This is a genomic window from Cedecea sp. VD22, assembly GCF_037150195.1.
Classification (GTDB): Bacteria; Pseudomonadota; Gammaproteobacteria; order Enterobacterales; family Enterobacteriaceae; genus Cedecea.
The window spans coordinates 1-15,316 of sequence record NZ_JBBCPX010000018.1; the positions used below are offsets into that span (position 1 = coordinate 1).

General features: G+C 55.0%; 11 protein-coding genes. 3 read left to right on the top strand and 8 right to left on the bottom strand.

The annotated features are described in order from the left end of the window. Positions 1–575: 575 nt before the first annotated feature. Together WFK85_RS20920 and manA are read right to left on the bottom strand one after the other, a co-directional pair. A complete protein-coding gene (locus tag WFK85_RS20920) occupies positions 576–2,159 on the bottom strand; it encodes a YdgA family protein (protein WP_336709865.1) in 1,584 nt (527 codons plus the stop codon). A gap of 131 nt (positions 2,160–2,290) precedes the next feature. After that, complete coding sequence (manA, locus tag WFK85_RS20925) at positions 2,291–3,466, bottom strand: mannose-6-phosphate isomerase (RefSeq protein ID WP_166994181.1); 1,176 nt, start codon at positions 3,464–3,466, stop codon at positions 2,291–2,293. Positions 3,467–3,672: 206 nt separating this feature from the next. Here manA and fumA point away from each other — a divergent pair, with 206 nt between their 5' ends. Then, positions 3,673–5,319: a class I fumarate hydratase FumA gene (fumA, locus tag WFK85_RS20930; protein WP_008456390.1), complete on the top strand. Its 1,647-nt coding sequence runs from the start codon at positions 3,673–3,675 to the stop codon at positions 5,317–5,319. Positions 5,320–5,372: 53 nt separating this feature from the next. After that, positions 5,373–6,770 carry a class II fumarate hydratase gene (gene fumC / locus WFK85_RS20935; protein WP_008456388.1) on the top strand — a complete coding sequence of 466 codons (1,398 nt, stop codon included), beginning with the start codon at positions 5,373–5,375 and terminating at the stop codon, positions 6,768–6,770. A gap of 3 nt (positions 6,771–6,773) precedes the next feature. Here the strand turns inward: fumC and tus are convergent, their stop codons facing one another. The 6 genes from tus to ydgH all read right to left on the bottom strand — a co-directional run bounded on the left by tus (position 6,774) and on the right by ydgH (position 13,233). Then, on the bottom strand, positions 6,774–7,703 hold the full coding sequence (gene tus, locus WFK85_RS20940; RefSeq protein ID WP_166994183.1) for a DNA replication terminus site-binding protein: 930 nt from the start codon (positions 7,701–7,703) through the stop codon (positions 6,774–6,776). Between the two features lie 128 nt (positions 7,704–7,831). Beyond that, positions 7,832–9,127 carry a two-component system sensor histidine kinase RstB gene (gene rstB / locus WFK85_RS20945; RefSeq protein ID WP_008456385.1) on the bottom strand — a complete coding sequence of 432 codons (1,296 nt, stop codon included), beginning with the start codon at positions 9,125–9,127 and terminating at the stop codon, positions 7,832–7,834. Between the two features lie 28 nt (positions 9,128–9,155). Beyond that, positions 9,156–9,884: a two-component system response regulator RstA gene (gene rstA, locus WFK85_RS20950; protein ID WP_008456384.1), complete on the bottom strand. Its 729-nt coding sequence runs from the start codon at positions 9,882–9,884 to the stop codon at positions 9,156–9,158. Between the two features lie 77 nt (positions 9,885–9,961). Beyond that, entirely contained in the window at positions 9,962–10,693 is a 732-nt protein-coding gene (gene folM, locus WFK85_RS20955) for a dihydromonapterin reductase (RefSeq protein ID WP_336709870.1), read from the bottom strand. A 24-nt stretch (positions 10,694–10,717) separates the two neighbouring features. Next, positions 10,718–12,100, bottom strand: a complete 1,383-nt coding sequence (locus tag WFK85_RS20960; RefSeq protein WP_008456382.1) for an amino acid permease — start codon at positions 12,098–12,100, stop codon at positions 10,718–10,720. A 188-nt stretch (positions 12,101–12,288) separates the two neighbouring features. Next, complete coding sequence (gene ydgH / locus WFK85_RS20965; RefSeq protein ID WP_008456381.1) at positions 12,289–13,233, bottom strand: DUF1471 family protein YdgH; 945 nt, start codon at positions 13,231–13,233, stop codon at positions 12,289–12,291. A gap of 544 nt (positions 13,234–13,777) precedes the next feature. Between ydgH and pntA the strand changes: the two genes are divergently transcribed. Then, positions 13,778–15,307 (top strand): Re/Si-specific NAD(P)(+) transhydrogenase subunit alpha, encoded by a 1,530-nt coding sequence (pntA, locus tag WFK85_RS20970; protein ID WP_336710326.1) that lies wholly within the window; start codon positions 13,778–13,780, stop codon positions 15,305–15,307. Positions 15,308–15,316: the final 9 nt, after the last annotated feature.

Below are 15,316 nucleotides of genomic sequence, written 5' to 3' on the forward strand. Positions count from 1 at the left end.
CGCCCGGCGAGCTCATCGCCGCTGAAGCGGTAAACCCACCGGCTATCACCCAAACATTCGGGGTCGTTCGCGATTCGTTCCCGACGATCGCTCTCTTTCGCTGTTCCCGACAGCTCAACCCCGTCTGAGTTGGGTCATAACCGGGGGCGCTGAGAGCCGGGAACAAGGGTGTGGCTTGTAGGACTTGCAGCAACGTTAACGTTCCGTGTGGCTGCGGGTATAAAGCGAGGCACGGTTTCGGCTTAAATCGCCTCCGTTTTCTCTCCGACTGGCCAGGGTCCGGGCGTCGGGAACGCATCTCAGCCGACCCAGGACTGTGAGATAAAACGGAGGTTTGCCGCTTCAGCGGTCGATTTATTTGGCCGGGAGTCCGGGGTCTCGGGGGTGCGACGGTGGCTCCCCCGAGCCGTTCACAAGTTCGGGAGTGGTATATAAAGCAGGACTGGAAGTGAACGGAACGATAGCCGATCCACCATAGAACGTATTTGTGGCTAAGTGCCTGCCTGGGAACGAAGGATTTACTGTTGACCCGACAGAAACTAAAAAACCCGCCATCTGGCGGGTTCTTGTATGGCTTACTGCTGAGGTGCCGGGGCGGCGTCCGGAGATGCATCATCCCCCGGTGCTTCGTCCTGCGGCTGCGGCACGGCATCGCTGTCGTTATCCTGCAGCGCCGGGCCACCCATGCCTGCCGGCAGGGCGAACATGCTGAACAGCTCGCCCAGCGACATCTGCTCGCCGTTCAGGGAGGCTTTGCCATTGCCGTATTGCAGGCTGGTGGTGATGTTATCGCCGTCAACTTTGGTGACGCGGAACATCTGGCCCATGGCAGCGAGGCCCTTGATCTGCTGGCTGGCAAGTTTGTCTGACTCTTCCGGACTATAGCCTTCCAGCTGCGCCACCTGGGACATCAGCCCCGTAGCCATTGGCATAGGGATAACCAACTTCGCGTCGAGAGATTTCACGTAGCGATCCAGCTGTTCTTCCGCCGAATTGGCTGGGCCGGTTGCGCCCTGCGGATCCTTCATAAACAAGGACAGGTTAAAGGTCGATTCGCCTTTCGCGTTCTTCCAGCTCAGTGGGGCGACGGTAATGATTGGGTTGCCCTTCAGCAGCAGCGGCAGGTTAGCGCTAATCAGCTCCACGGATTTTTGCTGATAGAGCTCAGGGTTTTGCTGCAGCGCTGGATCGGCCATCAGCTGCTGTACGCCCGCGTTATATTTCTGGGTAAACTCGCGCAGCGCGGCGGCATCAATATTGCCGAGCTTGAGCGTCAGCTTGCCGCTGCCCATGTTCTGGTTCTGGACTTTCAGCGCATCAAGGCTGTAGTCGAACTGGCCGGTGAAGTGTTTTTTGTCGTCCTGCACGTCAGATTTTGCGTTCAGGTTAAAGCCTTCCACGACGGCAATTTCTTTGCCATCCACAACCATAGACAGCTTATCGATGGTCGCTTTCTGAGAGCCTACGCGCTGGTCAAACAGGCTGCGTTTGCTATCGCCGTCGGTTTTGATCCCGTTGAAAGAGAGCTGCACGCGCTGGCCGTATTCGTTAACGGTGTTGACAAGGCCGCTGTCGGCCGAGCCGGACAGGGCGATTTCATTGCCCGCGCCATCAACGTCGGCGGTAAATTTGCCGCCGCTGAAGCTGAACTTGTCTTCACCCTCGGTGGCATCAATGGCCGCCAGGGCGATATCCGAAGACGTTGCCCCGCTGTAGCCCACGCGGGTTTCCACGCCGATAAGCGGCTTATCTTTGGTCAGCGTGAAGAGGTGTTTGGTGGTGTCGTTATTCACCAGTTCGGTGTGGATCGACGCCATGCTCGGGATCAGGTTGAATTTCTTCAGCTGTGCGAACGGGAAAGGACCATGGTCGATGGTTTCGTTGAATAACACGCTTTGGTCTGGCGTGAGCAGGGCGTTTTTCGTCCCGGCAGCCTGTTTAACCACCAGCTGTACCGAACTGTGGAAAAGCCCACGCTTGTAGTCCTGATAGCTGAGGACCAGCCCTGATTCCGGTGCTGAATTTTTGATTTCAGCATTGGCGTTATCAATCATTTCGGCCATACGGCCTTCGAGCTGTTTACCCGTAAACCAGGCCCCACCGGTCCATACCACGCCTAGCGCAACAATTACCCCAACCGCAACCAGAGATTTTTTCATCGTGTCATTATCCATGTCATGTATAGAAGCCGGCAGCCGTCCCCCACCGGGCGAAAGAAAAACGCCTGTTATCAGGCGTTTTCGTCAACATGCTTACTAGCTTAGCAATACGCGCTAAAAAGATCAGTAAGTTAAAGTTTATTAAACACTCGTGCTACCCGGCCAACGCCGCTGACGGCAATCGGGGATTCTGCGGCGCTAATAAAGGCTGACTCGCCCGGCTTCAGCACCAGGCGCTGGGCGTCTTTGGTTAGCACGGCTTCACCTTCAACGCAGAATACAATGGCAGCGCTTTGTTGTGCCAGCGCGGCTTCCTGCGTGCTCAGGTCGTGCAGGGAGAAGGCAAAGTCATCCACTGGAATAGGGAAGTCCAGCTCGCTGCCGTTTATCTGCGGCTCGGTCAGCAGTTGATTGGTCGGTTTTGGCTCAAATTTGACGTTAGCCACCAGTTCAGGGATGTCGATGTACTTCGGCGTCAGTCCGGCACGCAGCACGTTGTCAGAGTTAGCCATCACTTCCAGCGCGACGCCGTTCAGGTAGGCGTGTGGGGTTTCGGCGAACAGGAACATCGCTTCGCCCGGCTCAAGCTTAACCACGTTCAGCAACAGCGGGGAGAAGAGGCCGCTGTCGTCCGGATAGAACTCGGAAATCAGGCGAATGGTTTCCCACGGCTCGCCCTGCTGATTATTCAAGGCAGCTTTTAGTACGCCAAGGGCCAGGGCTTTTTCTTCGCCCTGCATATTTAGCAGGCCGGCAAACAGCTGTGCCAGGGTTTCGGCCCCAGGCTGCTGGAGGAAATGCGCAATCAGCGGATGTGCGCCAGAAACCGGCTGCAGCAGCGACACAATGTCGGAGAATTCGCGGAAAGCGTTCATCGCGAGGAACGGCGTCAGGGCAAAAACCAGTTCAGGTTTGTGGTTAGGATCTTTGTAGTTACGCTCTGCGGCATCAAGCGGAATACCCGCTGCATTTTCTTTCGCAAAGCCGATTTCAGAGGCTTTTTTGTTCGGATGAACCTGAATGGAGAGAGGCTGGGCGGCGCAAAGGACTTTGAACAGGAAAGGCAGCTCGCCAAAACGCTCGGCAACGGCTTTCCCCAACAGCGCTTGCTTATCAGCGTCAATCACATCGCGCAATGCGTGCGGTTGCCCGTTGGCATCGAGCACTTTTGAACTACTCTTTGGGTGAGCGCCCATCCACAGTTCGGCCATGGGCTTATGCTGCGGGTTGGCGATGCCGTACAGTTCCGTTAGCGCCGTTTCACTTCCCCAGGCATAATTTTGTACCGCATTGATCAATTTTTGCATCTCAGGTCCCTGTCATCATTGAATCGAAGTTTCAGTTATTAAACCAATTATCCGCGGGGAAGTAACCAGGGCAACAAAAAGTCGTATTAGTCTCAGTTTCTGTTAAAAAATTGTGTAGCATGTTATGACTTGTTTTTGGAACGCAGCGTAAGATCCTGCGCTGAAATATAAAAATTAACGTTACTGTTGTCGCAAGTGAGAGAAATATGTCGAATAAACCCTTCCATTACCAGGAGCCTTTTCCGCTCCAGAAAGACCCGACCGAATATTACCTCCTGAGCTCCGACTATGTTTCCGTCGCCGAGTTTGACGGCCAGCAAATCCTCAAGGTTGATCCTCAGGCCTTGACGCTGCTGGCTCAGCATGCCTTCCACGACGCTTCGTTTATGCTGCGCCCGGCGCATCAGCAGCAGGTGGCGGACATTCTGAGCGACCCGGAAGCCAGCGAGAACGATAAATACGTTGCGCTGCAGTTCCTGCGGAACTCAGACATTGCCGCCAAGGGCATTCTGCCGACCTGCCAGGACACAGGCACAGCTATCATCATGGGTAAAAAAGGCCAGCGCGTCTGGACCGGCGGTGGCGACGAAGAAGCGCTGTCTCGCGGCGTCTACAACACCTTTATTGAAGATAACCTGCGCTATTCCCAGAACGCCGCGCTGGATATGTACAAAGAGGTGAACACCGGCACCAACCTGCCAGCGCAGATCGATCTCTACAGCGTGGACGGCGACGAGTACAAATTCCTGTGCATCGCCAAAGGCGGCGGTTCGGCTAACAAAACCTATCTCTATCAGGAAACCAAAGCGCTGATCACCCCGGCGAAGCTGAAAGATTACCTGGTGGAGAAAATGCGTACCCTGGGCACCGCGGCCTGCCCGCCGTATCACGTGGCGTTTGTTATCGGCGGAACCTCTGCCGAAGCGACGCTGAAAACCGTGAAGCTGGCGTCAACCAAGTACTACGACGGCCTGCCAACCGAAGGCAACGAATACGGCCAGGCATTCCGCGACGTGCAGCTGGAAGAAGAGTTGCTGAAAGAAGCGCAGAATCTTGGCCTGGGCGCGCAGTTCGGCGGCAAATACTTTGCCCACGATATCCGCGTTGTCCGTCTGCCTCGCCACGGCGCATCCTGCCCGGTTGGCATGGGCGTGTCCTGCTCAGCCGACCGAAATATCAAAGCCAAAATTAACAAAGACGGCATCTGGCTTGAGAAGCTGGAGCACAATCCGGGCAAGTACATCCCGGAAGAGCTGCGTCAGGCGGGCGAGGGGGAAGCCGTTAAGGTCAACCTGAACCGTCCGATGAAAGAGATCCTCGCCCAGCTGTCCGACTTCCCGGTGTCCACCCGTCTGTCGTTAACCGGCACCATTATTGTGGCGCGTGACATCGCTCACGCTAAACTGAAAGAACGTCTCGATAACGGGGAAGATCTGCCGCAGTACGTGAAAGATCACCCGATTTATTACGCAGGCCCGGCCAAAACGCCGGACGGCTACGCATCCGGCTCCTTAGGGCCGACCACGGCGGGCCGCATGGACTCCTACGTGGATCAGCTGCAGGCCAACGGCGGCAGCATGATCATGCTGGCGAAAGGCAACCGCAGCCAGCAGGTGACCGACGCCTGTCACAAACACGGCGGGTTCTACCTGGGCAGTATCGGTGGCCCGGCGGCCGTGCTGGCGCAAAACAGCATCAAGAGCCTGGAGTGTGTGGAGTACCCGGAACTGGGTATGGAAGCCATCTGGAAAATCGAAGTGGAAGACTTCCCGGCGTTCATCCTGGTGGATGACAAAGGCAACGACTTCTTCCAGAAAATTCAGGCCTCACAGTGCTCTCGATGCGTTAAGTAATACTCAAGCCGCCGCCTATAGTGGCGGCTTTTTTTATCGCAAAGGAGAAAGGCATGACATCCAGTCGCAGTGAAAAAGACTCAATGGGCCCGATCGACGTCCCGGCAGATAAGCTGTGGGGAGCGCAGACCCAGCGTTCACTTGAGCACTTCCGCATTTCTACCGAGAAAATGCCGACCGAGCTGATTCGAGCGCTGGCGCTTACCAAGCGCGCGGCGGCGAAGGTCAACGTTGACCTCGGCCTGCTGCCTGCAGAGCGCGGTACGGCCATTATCGCCGCCGCAGATGAAGTGCTGGCAGGAAAGCACCCCGGTGAATTCCCGCTGGCTATCTGGCAGACCGGCTCCGGCACCCAAAGTAACATGAACATGAATGAAGTGCTGGCGAACCGCGCCAGTGAAATTCTGGGTGGCGTACGTGGGATGGAGCGACTGGTGCACCCGAACGACGACGTGAACAAAAGTCAGAGTTCGAACGACGTTTTCCCGACCGCCATGCACGTGGCGGCCATTATCGCGGTTCGCGAGCACCTGCTGCCGCAGCTAAACGTGCTCAGGCAAACGCTGGCCAAAAAAGCCGATGCGTTTAAGGATATCGTCAAAATCGGCCGTACCCACCTGCAGGACGCCACGCCGCTGACGTTGGGGCAGGAGATCTCCGGCTGGGTGGCGATGCTTGAGCATAACTTGAAGCACATCGACCATAGCCTGCCGCATCTGGCGGAGCTGGCGCTGGGCGGTACGGCGGTGGGCACCGGGCTGAATACCCACCCTGAATATGCGGTGCGCGTGGCAAAAGAGTTGGCTGACTTCACGAAGCAGCCTTTCGTCACGGCGCCAAACAAGTTTGAAGCATTGGCCACCTGCGATGCCCTGGTTCATGCGCATGGCGCGCTGAAAGGGCTGGCCTCGTCGATGATGAAAATTGCCAACGACGTTCGCTGGCTGGCTTCCGGCCCGCGCTGCGGCATTGGCGAGCTGTCGATTCCTGAGAACGAACCGGGCAGCTCCATCATGCCGGGCAAAGTGAACCCGACCCAGTGCGAGGCCGTCACCATGCTGTGTTGCCAGGTGCTGGGGAACGACGTGGCGGTGAATATCGGCGGTGCGTCCGGTAACTTCGAGCTGAACGTTTATCGCCCGATGGTCATCCATAACTTCCTGCAGTCCGTTCGCCTGCTGGCCGACGGCATGGAAAGCTTCAACGAGCACTGCGCGGTGGGCATTGAGCCTAATCGCGATCGCATCAGCCAGTTGCTGAACGAGTCGCTGATGCTGGTGACCGCGCTCAATACCCATATTGGCTATGACAAGGCGGCAGAAATTGCCAAAAAGGCCCATAAAGAAGGGCTGACCCTTAAAGCATCGGCACTGAAGCTCGGTTATCTGACCGAGGATGAGTTTGACGCCTGGGTTCGCCCTGAGGATATGGTCGGCAGCATGAAGTCGTAAGTTTTACGTTTCGCAGTACAGATGCAGCCGCGGGATAATCAGTCTCAGCGGCTGCGCTTGAGGCTTATAGCGGTGCTGAATGTTTTCGGCATCGTAATTCAGCAGTTCGCCTAAATCGGGCGAGGTTTCACCACTTTCCTGCTTACACAACACAATCAGCGGAGAAGGGCAGGCATACTGCACCTGTTTCTGCTGCGCCTGATACCACACGCGGGCCACGGGCTGAACCTTCACCGGGCGCTTGATTTTCAGCCGTGCGTTTTCCGGCAGCCTTTGCACTTCATCCATTTCCTGCCTCACGCGCTCGGCCCACTGTTCCTTCGTCCACGGCGGCACGGCTCGACCGGCATTCAGGCTCTTTTCCAGCATCTCCAGCACCTGCTGGCGGCTAAGGTTTTTGACAATCTGTTTATTCGCCCAGCCAAAACGCACGGTGTCCGGCGTTTCAAGCAGGGTAATGGCGCGGTAGGCGTTCAGGGTAAGCAGGCCGGGAATATGGCGGTGAACCCATTCAAAACGCTGGGCGGAGGGAAGCGCCGACTCGACGCTGATAATCTGCTCCAGAGCGTGTTTCAACTGATTGATGTTTTCCAGGAGCCCCGAAGTTTGCTGGTATTGCTCTTCGCTGACCGAATAACAGAGCGCGCCGGGTAGGCGCACGGCGGCCTTGGTGCTGATTTTTTCCGACTGCTGCTGGATAAACAGCCGCGTAAAGTGGGCGACGGCGGCGTGATGCGCCTCCAGCCCGACGCGCTGGGTGACTTCAATCTTAGAGAGCGGATCGTGCTCTTTGCTTTTTTCTATCTCCGGCAGCGTAAAGACCCGCCCGCTGAGCAGTCGAAGCTGACCGAGCTGTGCCCTGAGCACAGCCAGGTGCTGCTCCAGCTCCCGGCAGGTGGACGTTAAACGTTCAATAAGATCGTAGCGTGGCATAACGGCTCACATTAGTTACAACATACTTATGAACTGTAGCAACGAGAGACCGCATCAGCAACTGTGAACGTGGCGCTTAACAGGGAAAAATCGCCCGGTAGGGGTTACCGGGCTGGCGAATTCAGGATTCAGGAAAGGTACGTGGTATTGACCGGCCATGAAAAGCGGAAGCTGGCGCCGCCCAAAGAGCTGCTTTCAATGGTGACGTGTCCACCCATCGCCACGGCAATAGAATGGACTATCGCCAGGCCAAGCCCGCAGCCGCCGGTTGCCCTGTCCCGGCTGGGGTCGAGGCGAACAAAAGGCTCGAATACGCGGGCGCGCTCTTCCTCGGGAATGCCCGGGCCGTCATCTTCTACCTGCAAATGGGCGATATCATCTTCACGCCACAGGCTGACGCGCAGCTGCTGCTCACTGTAACGCAGGGCGTTATTGATCAGGTTGTCCGTGACGCGTTCCATGAGGCGCAGATCCAGCGCGCCATAGTCTATGGCGGTGAGGGTATCTGTCTCCAGGCTAATCCGGCGCTGACGGTGAATGAGCTGTACGTCGGCAATATGCGTTTCCATCCAACTGGCAAATTTGACGTGCGCCAGATGAAGCTCGGTCTGCGGGCGGTCGAGGCGCGCGTAGGTCAGCAGCTCGTCAATCAGCGCTTCTAGCTGGCCAATATCCCGATTGAGCGCCAGAGATTCCTCTTCGCTGAGGTTGTCGCTCATTTCAAGACGGTAACGCAGGCGAACGAGCGGGGTACGCAGCTCGTGGGCAATACCGTCAATCAGCTGCTTCTTGCTGGCAATCAGGGCGTTGATGTTATCGGCCATTTGGTTAAAGGCGATGCCCAACCGTTCAAAGCTTGAGGCGTTATCAAAATGGATGTGCTCATCCAGATGCCCTTTACCAAATCGCTGGGCGGCGCTTTCGAGTTTGAGCATGTCCTGCCAGTGCGGGCGCATCCAGATGAACACCGGGAAAGCGAGCGAAATGGCGATAAATGCGATCAGGCCAATATCCAGCAGCCGCATCTGATGTAGATAAAAGAGATACGGAATTGGGCCGACGGCCAGAACGTAGTGGCTGCGTGGAATGCGCTGGATGAATGTATATTCTTCGTCCAACGCCACAATCTCGCCTTCTCGCAGGTGGCGAGCGGCAACGTCATCGAGTTTGAACTTGCTCATCGGCTCAATATTGAGCTTGAAGGAGAGGTTCAGGTCGAGATCGTTGATCGTTTTATTCCAGTCCCGCGGCGGAATTTCACGTAGCTCGCTGCGCATCAGGTACAGCGAACTTTTCATTAAGTCATCGAGCGACTGGCGTCCCGCCCGCTCGGCGGTGAACTTATACACTAGCCCGACCAGCATGGTCATCACCAGGAAGCAGACAAACAACAAAAGATAAAACTGTACAAACAGCTTTTTCATTGAGCGTTACCGTCAAATCCGTATTTCATTAAGCTTCGCTTTCCCAGGCGTGAGGGGCAAATAAATAGCCTTTGTTGCGCACGGTTTTGATACGGAAGGGCTCAGTCGCATTATCCAGCAGCTTTTTACGCAGGCGGGAGATGGCCACGTCCACGCTGCGATCCATGCCGTCATAGGTCACACCGCGCAGATTTTTTAATAAGGCATCACGGTCCATTATCTGGCCTGCGTGGGTGGCTAGCTCCCACAACAGATCGAAATCCGCAGTCGACAGCACAACGTTTTCATCCCCAAGCGTGACCTGGCGGTTCAGCGGGTCAATACACAGCGTGCCAAAACGTATAGCTTTATGCGGCTTGAGGTTACTGGCCGTTGTGTCTGCCGTTTGTTGGGCTGAAACACGTTGACGGAGGTGTAACCGTAAACGCGCCAGCAGCACCGCAGGCGGCGTTGTTTTTAAAATGTAGTCATTTGCGCCCATTTCCAGCGACAGAATATGGTTCATGTCGCTGTCCAGAGATGTCAGCAGAACAATCGGGCCGTCCCACTGTGGGCGAAGGTCGCGGCATAGCGTCATCCCGTCTTTCCCTGGCAGCATAATATCCAGCAAAACCAAATCCGGCTGCTGCTGCTGGATAACCGCTTCGGCGCGGTCACCGCGGGTTTCAACGATAACGTCAATGTCATGTTTCCCGAGATAGGCGGCTATCAGGCCGCCAACTTCCGGGTCGTCTTCCACGTAAACTATTTTGCTCATAATCCGCCGCGTCGGCTTTTAAAATTTGAACATACAATGATGCAATAGATTACACCATTAATGGTTGGTAAACAGTGTTAGCGTAGGTGCCGGCCACCGTCTACGGCATGGCTTCTGCCGGTGACATAGCGGCTGGTCAACAGATACTCAACCAGACGCACAATTTCCTGTTCACCCGGCGCGATTTTCATCAGCGATTTGTTAAGCGAGCGCTGGCGGTAGTCGGCATCGTCGTCGGTGTTAAACATGATCAGGGCAGGCGCGATGGCGTTGACCTTGACTTCCGGAGCCAGTTTAAGCGCAAAAGAAAGCGTCATATTTTCCAGTGCCGCTTTACTGGCGGCGTAAGCGATATGTTTGTCGCTGCCGCGCTCCGCCACGTAATCGGTCAGATGGATGATATCGCTGCCCGCCTGACCGTGTCCGCGCAGCAAACTCTCCAGCTCATGGTTAAGTAAGTAGGGCGTGGCAACATGAACCTGCATCATTGCCTGTAGCGTATCGCACAGGGCCGTGTCGCGGGTTTCTGGCTTCCATTCGCTGGCATTATGAATGATGGCGCGCAGTGCGGGCGTGAGTGACTTCACCCGTTCAGCGAATTCAAGGATACCTTCGTTCGTTGAAAAGTCGGCGTACAGGCAAGTGACACCGGCCTGTTCAAGTTTATCGACAGCGGGATGGCGAGTGCGATAGCTGACAATTACCGGCTGAGATTTAGCCAGAAAATGCTGAGCCAGTGCCAGGCCAATACGCTGGCCCGCACCGGTGATAAGAATAGGTCGGTTAATAGCTTGGCTCCCCTCATCCAGAATAGTTGCCGGGGAAAGGATTCGTTACCCCACCAGCATCCACGTTGCCGGAAATGCTGCCAGCAGCATCAGGCAAATCATCGTTCTTTCTTTTAAATTTAGCGACTTTTCGTGCGTATGGGTACGACGCGCGTAAATAAAGACTAATAATCCAGGCGCATACAATACGACCGAAAGCAGCAGATGCATCGGGCCTGACGCATAAAGCAGCCACAAACCGTAAAGGCAGGCTCCAAAACCAATCGCCTTGTGTAGAGGGCGGGTCGCGATTTTTAGCAGGTATGCACCCACCAGGAAATAAGGCACCAGAATCATTTCTGAGGCGATGGTTAGCAGCGTGTTGTAGTCCGACCCGGTCAGCCAGATCAGCACGAGGCACACCTGCACGCTAATATTCGTCAGCCAAAGAGAAGCCGACGGTGCGTTGTTTTTGTTCTGACGGGCAAACATTTTGGGGAAAGCTTTATGGGTTGCCGCCAGCAATGGCACTTCTGCAGCCATAATTGTCCAGCTCAGGTACGCGCCGCACACGGAAACAATCAACCCGGCAGCAATAATCACTTCCCCCCATGGGCCCATCATTTCGACCATCAGGCCAGCCATCGACGGATTGCGCATTGCAGCAAGCTCAGGGCGAGCAACTACGCCGAGTGAAAGTAGCGTGACCAGCAGGTAGACGCTGAGTGCGGCAATGACAGCCAGAAGCGTTGCTCTGCCAACGTCTTTTTTATTTCTTGCTCGTGCGGATACCACCACGGCCCCTTCCACGCCGATAAAGACCCAAAGGGTAATCAGCATGGTGTTTTTCACCTGTTCCCAGACGGGAACGCCGAGTTTAATACCGGTAAAATCGAGAGAGAAGGTGGATAGCTTAAAAGCAACTGCCGCCAGTACCACAAACATCCCCAAAGGCAGCAGCTTCGCAAGCGTTGCGACCAGGTTGATGCTGGCCGCCGTTTGTACGCCTCGCAGCACCAGCCAGTGCACCATCCATAACAGAACGGATGCGCCAACAATGGATTGCCAGGTATTGCCGTCGCCGAACAGACGCAGCTCAGGCGTGTCGGTAAAGAAGCTAAGGGCGGAGAAAACAATGACCAGGTAAGAAACGTTGGCGATCACCGCGCACAGCCAGTAACCCCAGGCCGAGAAAAAGCCGATAAGCTCCCCAAAGCCCTCACGCGCGTAGGTGAATATTCCGCCGTCCAGGTCGGGGCGGAGTCGGGTAAGCACCAGCATCGCCAAAGCCAGCAGGAGAATACCTACGCCAGTGATCGCCCAGCCGATCAGCAACGCAGCCGGACTCGCAACGCTTGCCATATTTTGCGGCAAGCTAAACACGCCTGCGCCGAGCATGGAGCTTAATACCAGCGCGGTGAGCGCTGCGAGGCCAAGTTTCTTTTCCATACGCATCCTGTTGAGGTCAGAAGTGTTCCAGCATAATTATTATGCTTTTTCGCATATAAATGGAGGATCACGCTAAGGCGCGGGATTTTACGGAGTGTGCACACTGCTTGCAATGCGTGTGGTGCGATAAAATGATTTGAGTGCAAAAAAAAGGGCAGCGGAAGCTGCCCTTTGATTGATGGTGTATCTTATTTAAACAGGTCTGCGCTGACGGTTAAGTTGTTACCTTGTTCCTGCCACTGGCGAGTGATGTGGTAGAACTTAGCCCCTTTATCAGCTGCACGTTTCGCAACCTGGTAGGAAACTTCGGTCATGCTGCTGAAGTTACCGGTGAACTTAATGCTGTCAAATGGCACCATTTGAGCAGCCGTTATCTTGTTGACTTCCTGTACTTTGGTGCCGTTTGGTAGCGTTACGGTATAACGTGAACCCTGAGATGACTGGGTTTCAAAGAAACGGCCAACGTCGGAAGACGGCGTTTCTGAAGAAGCAACACCTGGAATTTCCACATTTTTGGCAGCAGCGCCGCCCGCGGCTAGCGCGGCTTTACCTGCTTCGGAGTTTGCTGGCAGCAGGTCCGGACTTTGCACAACGCGTTTTTTAGCGTCAGCTTTATAGATAAACGCCGTTACGCGCTGGTTGCCGCCCTGGTTGGTATCGACCTGGCGCACGATAAAGAAGGAGGCAGCCCCTTTTTCGCGTGCAGCTTTAGTAATGGCATCATTAACGTCCGGTTGGGTACGGAAGAAACCCTGAACGGTGACGGTATCAAAGGGTTCAAGTCGATAAGCCTGGTCTTTCGGCAGCTCCATCACGCCATTGATGACGCGGTTCTTAGGCGCATCGGCTTTAGGTGCATCATTCTTATAAACATCAGCCACGACGCGGGAGTTGCCGCTTTCACCCATTGCGCTGGTGTCCAGCACGTAGAAAGAAGCGGCCCCGATAGCATCTGCGCGGCGAGATACGGCGGCCACGGCATCGCCGATAGCATTAAAGCGGCCTGTGATAGTGATTCGATCGTACGGCTTAAGTGCGGCCGCCTGCTCTGGTGTCAGTTCGGTCGCCGCCTGAGCGGACAGCGAGGTGACGGAAATAAGAGCTGACGCCAGAAGGGTGTTCTTGAGATTCATAAAAATAATCCTTCGCCTTGCGCAAAATGAATACAGGTACTTCTCTGATTAGGACCGATGAGATGCCGATTATGGCTGGAAATAACGTCCTTGTCTGCGGCATTTTTCGCGCCTTGTGCCTTCCCGGCGATGAATAACCGCGACAAACGTTATTAAGTTAAAAAAAGAGGCATTCACCGCTAAAACTGATAAAGCTTATGACTTATTTGGTTAAAATGTTGTTAAAATTGGTTTTTGTTGCGGCGTAGAATCATGTCTTACCGTCTCGGTTAAGCGTATTATCAGGCCTCGGCGTGTAAATAAAGATTAAAACAACTGTCTGAGCGCCTGATGACTGAATTTTTGCGATAAAAATAGAAATACCAGGATGCGGATGTAGATCACAGTCGTTATTTTCAGTAGGTTATAAAAAGTTTGTTACAGATGTATTTTTTGTTGAAGTGGTAATGGAACAGATATCTGCCTGCGCGTGCGGGCGGATGCTTGCGTCTGGCCATGGCAAGGTCTGGCAAACCATCATCAAAAACAGATGGAAGGGAATACTATGCGTATTGGTGTACCAACAGAGCGGTTGGCCAATGAAACCCGTGTAGCCGCCACGCCGAAAACGGTAGAGCAGCTGATTAAACTGGGGTTCACTGTCGCCGTTGAAAGCGATGCGGGGAAACTGGCAAGTTTTGACGACGAAGCGTTTGAGCGCGCGGGGGCGATCGTTGCCAGCGGCGCGGATGTCTGGCAGTCGGACATTATCCTTAAAGTGAACGCCCCGCTGGATAACGAAATTGACCTTGCTCGTGAAGGTTCGACGCTGGTCAGCTTTATCTGGCCGGCGCAAAACCCGGAGCTGCTTGAAAAACTGGCGGCGCGGAACATCACCGTTATGGCGATGGACTCAGTGCCGCGTATTTCACGTGCGCAGTCGCTGGACGCGCTTAGCTCCATGGCTAACATCGCCGGTTACCGTGCGATTGTCGAAGCCGCACATGAGTTTGGCAGGTTCTTCACCGGGCAAATCACCGCCGCCGGTAAAGTCCCACCAGCTAAAGTGATGGTTATCGGCGCGGGTGTTGCGGGCCTGGCGGCGATTGGCGCGGCCAACAGCCTCGGGGCAATTGTTCGTGCGTTTGATACCCGGCCTGAAGTGAAAGAGCAGGTGCAAAGCATGGGCGCCGAATTCCTGGAGCTGGACTTCAAAGAAGAAGCCGGCAGCGGGGATGGCTATGCGAAGGTGATGTCCGAAGCCTTTATCAAAGCCGAAATGGCGCTGTTTGCGGCTCAGGCGAAAGAGGTGGATATCATCGTCACTACGGCGCTGATTCCGGGCAAACCTGCACCGAAGCTGATTACCCGTGAAATGGTGGATTTCATGCAGCCGGGCAGCGTGATTGTCGATCTGGCGGCACAAAACGGCGGCAACTGCGAATACACCGTTGCGAACCAGGTCACCGTGACGCCTAACGGGGTGAAGGTCATTGGTTATACCGATCTGCCGGGTCGTTTGCCGACCCAGTCCTCCCAGCTTTACGGCACTAACCTCGTCAACCTGCTCAAGCTGCTGTGTAAGGAAAAAGACGGCAATATCACCGTTGATTTTGATGATGTGGTTGTGCGCGGCGTGACCGTTATTCGCGAAGGTGAAGTCACCTGGCCTGCGCCGCCGATTCAGGTTTCCGCTCAGCCGCAGGCCGCTGCAAAACCAGCTGCTGAGCCGGTCGAAGAGAAAAAACCAACGTCTCCGTGGTTTAAATATGGCCTGATGGCGCTGGCAATTATTCTGTTTGGCTGGTTCGCAAGTGTGGCGCCAAAAGAGTTCCTTGGTCATTTCACCGTCTTTGCGCTGGCCTGCGTGGTGGGCTACTACGTGGTATGGAACGTCTCCCATGCTTTGCATACGCCGCTCATGTCGGTGACGAATGCTATTTCAGGGATAATCGTGGTAGGTGCGCTGCTGCAGATTGGCCACGGTGGCTGGGTCAGCTTCCTGAGCTTCATTGCGGTACTGATCGCCAGTATCAATATTTTTGGTGGTTTCACCGTCACTCAGCGCATGCTGAAAATGTTCCGGAAGAACTAAGGGGTAACA

Coding starts and splice junctions, on each gene's coding strand:
- WFK85_RS20960 (WP_008456382.1), bottom strand. CDS start 12,100: ATGGAAAAGAAACTTGGCCTCGCAGCGCTCACCGCGCTGGTATTAAGC.
- fumA (WP_008456390.1), top strand. CDS start 3,673: ATGTCGAATAAACCCTTCCATTACCAGGAGCCTTTTCCGCTCCAGAAA.
- ydgH (WP_008456381.1), bottom strand. CDS start 13,233: ATGAATCTCAAGAACACCCTTCTGGCGTCAGCTCTTATTTCCGTCACC.
- rstB (WP_008456385.1), bottom strand. CDS start 9,127: ATGAAAAAGCTGTTTGTACAGTTTTATCTTTTGTTGTTTGTCTGCTTC.
- manA (WP_166994181.1), bottom strand. CDS start 3,466: ATGCAAAAATTGATCAATGCGGTACAAAATTATGCCTGGGGAAGTGAA.
- pntA (WP_336710326.1), top strand. CDS start 13,778: ATGCGTATTGGTGTACCAACAGAGCGGTTGGCCAATGAAACCCGTGTA.
- fumC (WP_008456388.1), top strand. CDS start 5,373: ATGACATCCAGTCGCAGTGAAAAAGACTCAATGGGCCCGATCGACGTC.
- WFK85_RS20920 (WP_336709865.1), bottom strand. CDS start 2,159: ATGAAAAAATCTCTGGTTGCGGTTGGGGTAATTGTTGCGCTAGGCGTG.
- tus (WP_166994183.1), bottom strand. CDS start 7,703: ATGCCACGCTACGATCTTATTGAACGTTTAACGTCCACCTGCCGGGAG.
- rstA (WP_008456384.1), bottom strand. CDS start 9,884: ATGAGCAAAATAGTTTACGTGGAAGACGACCCGGAAGTTGGCGGCCTG.